The sequence below is a fragment of the Endothiovibrio diazotrophicus genome, from assembly GCF_054657215.1.
Genome location: NZ_BAAHXB010000164.1, coordinates 1 through 9,495 on the forward strand (window position 1 = coordinate 1; position 9,495 = coordinate 9,495).

General features: G+C 67.9%; 5 protein-coding genes. 4 read left to right on the top strand and 1 reads right to left on the bottom strand.

Going from position 1 to position 9,495, the window contains the following annotated elements:
• Positions 1-102 precede the first annotated feature (102 nt).
• From ACYQ2W_RS24215 to ACYQ2W_RS24230, 4 genes are all read left to right on the top strand, one after another.
• Positions 103-657 (top strand): hypothetical protein, encoded by a 555-nt coding sequence (locus tag ACYQ2W_RS24215; RefSeq protein ID WP_459873217.1) that lies wholly within the window; start codon positions 103-105, stop codon positions 655-657.
• A 92-nt stretch (positions 658-749) separates the two neighbouring features.
• Complete coding sequence (locus tag ACYQ2W_RS24220) at positions 750-2,816, top strand: type II secretion system protein D (protein ID WP_459873220.1); 2,067 nt, start codon at positions 750-752, stop codon at positions 2,814-2,816.
• 723 nt (positions 2,817-3,539) lie between these two features.
• Positions 3,540-5,189 carry a methyl-accepting chemotaxis protein gene (locus ACYQ2W_RS24225; protein ID WP_459873223.1) on the top strand — a complete coding sequence of 550 codons (1,650 nt, stop codon included), beginning with the start codon at positions 3,540-3,542 and terminating at the stop codon, positions 5,187-5,189.
• 58 nt (positions 5,190-5,247) lie between these two features.
• On the top strand, positions 5,248-8,271 hold the full coding sequence (locus ACYQ2W_RS24230; protein WP_459873225.1) for a CHASE domain-containing protein: 3,024 nt from the start codon (positions 5,248-5,250) through the stop codon (positions 8,269-8,271).
• 53 nt (positions 8,272-8,324) lie between these two features.
• Here the strand turns inward: ACYQ2W_RS24230 and ACYQ2W_RS24235 are convergent.
• On the bottom strand, positions 8,325-9,495 hold a 1,171-nt coding region (locus ACYQ2W_RS24235), incomplete at its 5' end, for a Fic family protein (RefSeq protein WP_459873227.1).

Sequence of the window (9,495 nt, forward strand, 5' to 3'; positions counted from 1 at the left end):
CAGGGCGCCCCCCGGAAGCGCCAGGCCCGCGTTGCGGCGCTTGCCAAGGGATCACCATTGGCCGCGCACCGCGCCTTGGCCTAGCACTTCCGGGGGGCGCTGATGGCCGATTTGTGGGTAAGAGGCAGGACTAGGCCCCGGCATTGGCTCCCCGACCGCCGCTGGTGGTACGGCGCGGCGGCGATACTGGTCGCCTGCGCGCTGCTTGCCGGACGGGATGGTGGCGACGAGGCACGAGCGCCGGCCCGGCCGCCGTTGACGGAGGTGCCGCCCCTCGCCCCGGTCACCCCTCCGCGGGTGAGTGCGGCGGCGCAGGCCGCCTTCGCCGAGCGCAAGCTGTTCGGCCTGAAGGAGCCGGCCGCCGACGGGCGGAACGGGGACGCGGCGCAGAGCGCGCCACCGGCGGAGGCGCCGAGCGCCGACGATGTCCCGGCGCTCCCCTGGACCCTGCGCGGGGTGGTGATCCGCGAAGGGCGCCTGCGGGCGGTGTTCGAGGACCCCAACGGCGCCGCGCCGACGTGGATCTATCTGGCCGAGGGGGAGCGGCGGGAGGGGGTCGAGGTGGTATCGATCGCCGCCGACCGGGTCCGCCTGCGCACCGACGCCGACGGGCGTACCTTCACCCTGCGCCTGTTCGCCTTCGGTGACGGCTCATGAGGCCATACCCCACAGGTGATCGGCAGCGCGTAGGGCGTGCCGAGGTACGAGGCGCACCGCTCTCCTTTTCACGAATCCATACAGGCACGACCATGACGACCGTTTCCCAACCCGCCCGCCTCGCCCTCCTCGCCGCCGCGCTGGCGTTGACCGCCGGCTGCTCGCTGCGCCCGGTGGAAGGTCTCCAGGTGCCCGCGCCGCGGGAGGTGGCGGAACCGGCCCCGAACGCGGGCGGGGCGGCCGTGCCCGCCGCGGGGACCGACGGGAAACCGGCCGCCCCCGCCGGCCCGACGATCGAGTCGGTCACCCCGCCGCAGCGCGGCGCCGACACCCTGGAGATCAGCGGGCTGAAGCTGCCGCCGGGGACGATCCGCATCAACGCTGAACAGATGCCGCTCGGGCGCTTCGTCCACTACGCCCTGGGCGAGACCCTGGGGCTCGGCTACACCCTCGACGAGCAGGTGCGCAAGCGCGACGACACGGTGACCCTGTTCATGACCGAGGAGCTGCCGGCGGCCGCCTTCCTCGAAGTGGTGCGCGGACTGCTCGCCGAACGGGGCATCTCGCTGGCCCTCCAGCAGGGGGTGATCCAGGTCGCCGCCGGCAAGAAGAACGGCCGCCTGCCGGTGGGCGCCATCCGCATCGGCCGCACCCCGCCGCCGGCGGGCGCCGGCCGGCTGCTGCAGGTGATCCCGGTGCACCACCTCAATCCGGTGGTGCTGATGAAGATGCTGGAGCAGGACGTGCTGCTCGACGCCTCGGTGGAACCGATGCAGCAGACCACCAACCTGCTAGTGCGCGGCGACGCGGAGGAGGTGGCGCGCGCCGTGCGCTACGTGCAACTGCTCGACCGGGCGGATCTGGCCGGGCGGGAGCCGTTCCTGATCAACCTGGAGCACGTCGGCGCCGAGGCGTTCGTCACCGACCTCAAGCGGATCCTCGCCGCCGAGGGGGTCGCGGTGTCCGACGGCGGCTTCCAGCCGGGGGTGCTGCTGATCCCGCTGGACGGCGGCAAGCGGGTCTTCGCGGTGACCCCCGATAAGGGAGTGCGCCGCCATATCGCCGAGCTGACCCGGCGCATGGACCGTCCGCAGAGCAATCCCGAGGCGGGCAGCCTCTACGTCTACACCCCGGAGAACCGCGACGCCGCCGAGCTGGCGGAGGTGATCGCCAGCCTGACCCACGGCGGCGGCGCGGTGCCGGCCGACGGACCAACGGCCGACGAAAGGGGCCCGAGGATGGGCGGGAAACCGGAAAAGGAGGAACGGGTCAAGGTGATGTCGCGGCGGGTGGTGGTGGACAAGGCGCGCAACTCGCTGCTGATCCACGCCACCCCGGACGAGTACCGCTCGCTGCTCGCCACCCTGCGCGAGCTGGACACCCCGCCGCGGCAGATCTTCGTCGAGGTGACCATCGCCGAGGTGACCCTCGACGGCCAGCTCCAATTCGGCGTCGAGTGGTACCTGCGCGAGCGCTCGGGCAGCGCGGTGACCACCCTGCAGACCCTCGGCGGCCTGGGCGTCGGCAGCGCCGGGGCGCTGTTCACCTTCGGCCGGAACAGCGGCGACCTGTCGGCGGTGATCAACGCCCTCGGCAAGGACCGCCAGGTGAAGATCCTCTCGCGGCCGCGGCTGATGCTCCACGACAACGGCAACGCCTCGATCAACGTCGGCACCGAAGTGCCGATCATCACCAGCGAGGCGTCCACCAATGACCTCAACGTCGACGGCACTTCGGCGCTGCTGCGCAGCGTGCAGTACCGCACCACCGGCGTCGGCCTGGAGATCGGCGCGCGCATCCTGGCGAAGAACCTGGTGAGCCTCAGCGTCAGCCAGCACGTGAGCGAGGCGCAGACCAACAACACCTCCAACATCGACTCGCCGATCATCCTCGACCGCTCGCTGACCACCGAGGTGGAGGTGCGCTCCGGGCGCAGCGTACTGCTCGGCGGCCTGATGTCGGAGAACGAGAGCTACAACGAGACCAAGGTGCCGCTGATCGGCGACCTGCCGGTGGTCGGCAACCTGTTCCGCAGCCAGTCCCGCGGCCGGGTGCGCACCGAGCTGCTGATCCAGCTCCAGCCGGTGATCGTCGAGCAGGAGCGGGAGGGCGACCGGTTGCTGGAGCAGTTGGAGAGTTCGCTGGCGGACGTGCGTTGAGGAAGAGCGGATTCAGATGGAGTACCACCCTCGTTCAGCTACGGCCGCGGCGCCCCGTAGGGCAGACTAGCGATGGCGTAATCCGCCGGGGACGAAGGCGCTTACGCCGTGATTTGCTCCGATCTGGCGGATTACGCTATCGCGGACGCTGAACCTCTGGTTACGACGCTCCGCGTCGTAACCGCTCTTCGGACGCTCTGCGTCCGGGGAGTGGCACCGCACGGTCGTGCCTTCGTTTGGCATGACGCGGAGCGTCAGGGAAGACGTTCCCACGCAGAGCGTGGGAACGAGGAAACGAACGCTGAACCTCTGGTTACGACGTTCCGCGTCGTAACCCCTCTTCGGACGCTCTGCGTCCGGGGAGTGGCACCGCACGGTCGTGCCTTCGTTTGGCATGACGCGGAGCGTCAGGGAAGACGTTCCCACGCAGAGCGTGGGAACGAGAAGCCCCCCCCCACGCCCCCCCACGCCCCTCTCTCGAACCGCCACACCCGTCACGCGGCGATCCCACGCCGGCGAAAGCCTGAAAAGCACGCTACGGGAATGCCACCAGCGATTCCGCAAACGTTCGTATTGTGAACGCAGCGATTTCCGCTACGCTTTGTGCTGAGGAAAAATCCTACCGCCTTATAGGATTATTCCTACAAACGGTAACAGCAATACGACGGGCACAGTCTCTGTGAGGTCGTGATCCAAGGATGCGCAATCAACGGGGGACCATCAATGAACGCGCTAGCCAATCTGCCATTTCGATTCAAGATCGCGATCCCGATCCTGCTGGTCGCCGCCCTCGCGGTACTGAGTGCCGTCGTGGGGATCTTCAGCATCCGCGGCCTCGCCAAGGAAGCCGACGCCATCGCCGAAAAGCGGTTGCCGGCGATCGATTACCTGCTGCAGGCGGACCGGGACCTCTACCAGGCCCAGGTCGCGGAACGCACGCTACTCCTGGCACAAGTGGACGCGGAACAGCAGAAGGCCCTGGTGGAACAGAACCGGGAGAACATCCAGCAGGCGCGGGACCGCGTCGGCAAGTTCCGGAACCATTCGAACGCCCCCGAAGAGGCCCGCCTGGTGGAGCAGTTCTATGCGCTGCTCGATCAGTGGAAGGCGACCTCCTCGCAGATCGTCGAGGAGCGCTATCGCAGCCCGCAAGGCGACCCGACTGCGTTGCTCAAGCTCAGCCTGGGGCGAGGCGATGAGCAGTTTCAGGCGGCTCGCGAGGTGATCGACCACCTTACCGAGCTGGTGGAGAAGGCGGCATCCGGCGAGCGTGCGTCGATCGAACGGACCGCCGCGGATAGCCTTACCCAGCTGTTGACCGTTCTCGTCGTCAACGTGGCGATCTGTATCGCCATGGTGCTGTTCCTGCCTCCGCTGATCACCCGCCCCCTCAACGAGATGCTCGAACGGGTGAAGGACATCTCCCAAGGCAATGGGGACCTGACCGCACGGGTGGACGTGGCCGGGCGCGACGAAGTGGGGCTGTTGGCCGCCGAATTAAACCAGTTCCTGACGACGCTTCAGCACCTCATTCGGGAGGTCGCCGGCACCACGGAGCAGGTGGCGAACGCCGCCGAAGAGCTCTCGGTGATCACCCGCGAGACCGGCGGCAACATCGACGAGCAACGGGGGGCCACCGATCAGGTGGCGACCGCGGTGACCGAACTGACGGCCACGGTGCATGAGGTCGCGCGCAACGCCGAGGACGCTGCCGGTTCGGCCCATCAGGCGGACGAGAATTCGCGCCGCGGCCACGAGGTGGTGGCCTCCGCGGTGGAAGCCATCGAACGCCTCGCCGCGGACGTCGAGCGAACCGCGGTCGCCATCGGCGAGCTGGAGGCGAACAGCCAGAACATCGGCGGCGTGCTCGACGTCATCCGCGGAATCGCCGAACAGACCAACCTGCTGGCGCTGAACGCGGCCATCGAAGCAGCCCGCGCCGGCGAACAGGGACGCGGTTTCGCGGTGGTCGCCGACGAGGTCCGTACCCTGGCGAGCCGCACCCAACAGTCGACCCAGGAGATCCAGCAGATGATCGAGGGGCTGCAAAGCGGTTCACGCAACGCGGTGGAGGTGATGGAGGTGGCCCGCGGCAACGCACGCACCAGCGTCGACCAGGCCGGCGGCGCCGCCAGCGCGCTGGAAGAGATCACCCGCGCGGTGGCCAAGATCAGCGACATGAACACCCAGATCGCGACCGCGGCGCAGGAACAGAGCGCGGTGACCGAGGAGATCAACCGCAATATCGTGGCGATCAGTACGGCGGCCGAACACAATGCCGACAGCTCGGACCGGGTCACCGATGCGAGCAACCAGTTGGCGGGCCTGAGCGACAACCTGAAGAGGTTGGTCGGCCGATTCAAGGTGGCCTGACCCCCGTCGCGAGAGACGACCGTGGATTCCCGTCCGATGAGACACCGACGAGGGGAACATGAGGTCCACGACCCGCTCATCCGCCTCACGCCATGCCCCCTGGTGGGTGATCCTGACCGGCGCGCTCCTGACCGCGCTGCTCTTTTCGGTGGAGCGGGAGCGCCAGATGGACGACCTGCGCGAGCGGTTCGCCGCGGACGGGCGGTTGCATGCGGGCCCGGTAATCCGTGCGCTGGACGTCCATCTAGGCTATCTCGATTCGCTGCGTCGCTTCTACGAAGGCTCGAAATCCGTCGAGGCGGAAGAGTTCCACCGCTTCATCGACCCGCTCGCCATCAGCCATCGCGGCATTCACGCCTTCGCCTGGGCGCCGCGGGAGGGCGCGGCGGAACGTGCCGCCTTCGAGACGCATACCGGCATCCCCATCACCCAGCGCGGAGCAACGGGCGAGCGGATTCCGGCAACCCCCCGTCCGTTCCACTACCCGCTCCAGTTCGTCCATCCCGCCGACGAAAACCTGCTGCCGGTCGGTTTGGACCTCGGCGCCGAGCCACTTCGGCATCGCTTGCTGGAGCGCGCGCGCGACAGCGGCCGGGTCGCGGTCAGCGGACGGCTATCGCTGCCGCCGGAGGCGGGACGGCGGGCCGGCGTGTTGATCGCCATGCCGGTCTATCGTACCGGCCCGCCTCCCGCGACGACGGAGGAGCGGCGCAACCGGCTGCTGGGCTTCGTGCTGTGTACGCTGCAGCTGGCGGGGCTGATCGACGAGGCGACTTCCGGGTCGCCAACGGGTCTCCCCGGAGAACTTCGCGACCTCACCGCTCCGTCGCCCGGGGACGCCGCGCTCCATCACTGGACGAGTGGACGCGAGGCCGTCGCTCCCCCCCTCTCCCCTGCCATCGAGCCCTATCACCAGCCATTCCGGTTCGGTGACCGCCAATGGGAGGTGATCGTCCGGCCGAGCCACCGGTGGCTGGAGTCCCACCGCGATTACGGCTATTGGCTGATCCCCCCGGCGGGGTTGCTCGCGACACTGCTGCTGTTTCTCTATCTGCGGACCGAACGGGCCGCCCGTATCGACGCGGAGATCCAGAATGACCGGCTGAGAGACGGCAGGCAGCGTCTGCTCGAGGCGCAGACGCTGGCCAAGCTCGGCAACTGGGAGCTGGACCTGACCACCGACCGGCTGACCGGGTCCCAACAGGCGTATCGCATCTACGAGGTCGAGCCAGACCGCTTCCGCGGCACCTATCAGGCCTTTCTGGAGCTGGTCCATCCCGCTGACCGGGAGGCAGTCGACCGGGCCTACCGCGAATCGCTGCGCCTGCACACCCGCTACTCGGTCGATCACCGCCTGCTGCTGCCGGGAGAGCGGGTCAAATTCATCCATGTGCAGTGCGATACCCTCTTCGCCGCCGACGGCCGTCCGCTCCGTTCGGTGGGCACGGTGCAGGACGTCACCGACCGCAAGCGCAACGAAGCGGCGCTGGAGGCGGCGCGGCGCGAGGCGGAGGAGGCCAACCGGGCGAAAAGCGAATTCCTCGCCATGATGAGTCACGAGATCCGCACGCCGATGAACGCCATCGTCGGCATGGGCGACCTGCTCGACCAAACCGAACTGAACCAGGAGCAACGGAAATACGTCGAGGTCTCCCGCCACGCCGGCGAGGCGCTGCTCGACTTGGTGAGCGACATCCTCGACCTCACCCGGGTCGAGGTGGGCGAACTGGAACTGGAGTGCCGCGAGTTCGACCTGGAGGAGGTGCTGGACGGCGTCACCGCGGTGATGGTCGGCGAGGCGCGGGCGCGGGGGATCGTCTTCGCCATCCGCCTCCGCCCGGCGACCCCGACCCGGTGGACGGGCGACGCCCGGCGGTTGCGCCAGGTGCTGCTCAACCTGGTCGCCAACGCGGTGAAATTCACCGAAGAGGGGGAGGTCGTGGTCACCGTGGAGGCGCCGACGCCCGCGGAGCTGCGCTTCACCGTCCGCGACAGCGGGATCGGCATCCCGCCGGAAAAGCTCGCGACGATCTTCGACGCCTTCGTCCAGGCCGATAGCTCGGTCACCCGCCGCTACGGCGGCAGCGGCCTCGGCCTGGCCATCGCCAAGCGGCTGGCGCGGCTGATGGGCGGCGATATCGAGGTGGAGAGCGAACCGGGACGGGGCAGCATATTCACCTTCACCGCCCGTTTCGAACGAGCCTCGGGAGAGGAGCGCCCGAAGCCACCGCCGGAGTCGCCATTGACCGGCAAGCGGATCCTGCTGGTGGACGACTGCCCCACCAACCGGCTGATCTTCAGCGAGCAACTGGCCGCGGCGGGCGCGGTCTGCACCGTCGCCGACGGCTACGAACAGGCGTGTTCGATTGCTGCCGGCGCCCACCAGGGCAACGGCCTCGCGCCGGACCTGGTGGTGGTGGACTTTCATGTGCCCGCCCACGACGGCTTTGAACTGGTCGACCGGCTACAGCGGTTCGCGGAACTGGCCGAGTGCCCGTTTCTCATGCTCAGCTCGGACCAGCGCCCGGCGGCGGCGGAGCGGGCCCGCGGGAAGGGGCTGGGGTACCTGCTCAAGCCGGTACGTCGCGAGGAACTGCTCGCCGCCGTTCGCCGCGCGCTGGTCGGCACGACGCCCGGCACGACCGGCAACGACACCGCGGCGACGGCGACGGACGGGGCTGGGTGGCGAATCCTGCTGGCGGAGGACTCTCCGGACAACGTCCAACTGATCCGCTCCTATTTGAAGCGGACCCCCCACGCCCTGGAGGTGGTCGACAACGGCGCCGACGCCGTCAGCCGACGCCGCGACGGTGAGTTCGACCTGGTGCTGATGGACATCCAGATGCCGATCATGGACGGCTATCGGGCGACCCGCGCGATCCGCCGGTGGGAACGGGAAAACCGCGTTGATCCCTTGCCGGTCGTGGCGCTCACCGCCTTCGCCCTCAAGGGAGACGAAGAGAAGAGCCTCGCCGCCGGCTGTTGCGCACACCTCACCAAGCCGGTGAAAAAGAAGGTGCTGCTGGAGGCGATCGCGCGCTATGCAACGGCGGAGACGGCAGCGCCGCCGCCGGGGTGGTGATGGTCGGCGGCACCAACGGCGGCCAGTCGATGAAACGCTCCGACCGCGGTCCCTTATCCCCCTTCTCCATCCCGCTCCACCGCAACATATCGCTGTTTCGGGCTGGTGGGCTTATCCGGCAGCGTGAGCCGCAACATCCCTCGATCCAACAAGGGATTGAGGTACACCTTACGAAAGTGCTCTCGATCAGCCAATCCGAGGTGGCGCTGCATCTCATCACGGCTACGCGGCTCCCGGCAGAAATCCAACAACGCTGCAATCTGTGGGGCAATGTGTGGGGTAGCTTGCGGGGTGGCTTGCGGGGTGGCTTGCGGGGTGGCTTGCGGGGTGGCTTGCGCGTTGGGTTGCGCGGCGAGCAGAGGCACCAGCGTGCGGAAAATATCCTCCTCCAGCAATTCCGGCGCCCGCCCCGAGTAGAGCCTGCCGTAACGAAAGAGATTGCGCACCCCGGAACCGAGTTCCTCCGCCCAACCGATCTCCTTGAAGAAGCGGGCGATCACCGGATTCTTCGGAAAGGGGGAGAAACTGGCCGGGTCGATGGGCCCATGACCATGGGGCTTGTTGGCATTCTCGGCCAACACCCGCTCCCGCTCGATCACCAGCTTGGCCGGAAATGCGTTCAGGTACTCGCGGTGAATCAACAGGTTGGCGATCAGTTCGCGAAACAGGTGATCGCGCACGCTGATCCGCTGCTCCCCTTCCAGATGGAAACGGTCGGGAAGATGCTTGGCGACGAAGGCGGCCAGCCGCTCGTAACTCTCCATCAGGTTGACCCGGATGTCATCGCGGTCGTCGTAGCGGTCCAGGTTCTCACGGCGCAGGATGGCGTCGGTACGGTGGTGCGGCAACACCGAGAGCAGCACCTCCTCCCGCCCCAGCAACAGCACCGCGGCCAACGTAAACCCCTCCTCCCCCGAAGCGTAATCGCGCAGATAGAGCTGGGCACTCTTCAGCATCTCCATCTCATCCAGGCTCCGCCACGGGTGGTTGGGGCGCTGGTTGGCAGCCATCTTGCGCGCCCTGGCAATCAGATCACCGCGCAGGTCTTCGAGCCGGAGATGGGGGTAGATGCGATTTTCGGCATAGCTGCCCTGCTTGCGCCGATAGAGCGCCGCCACCAGCCCGGTGTTGTCGGTGATGTTGAAATCGCCATCTTCATTGCGGTCGAAAATCCGGCCGTTGCAGCGGTGGACCTGGGAACTCTCCGGAACGTAGACGTGGAGC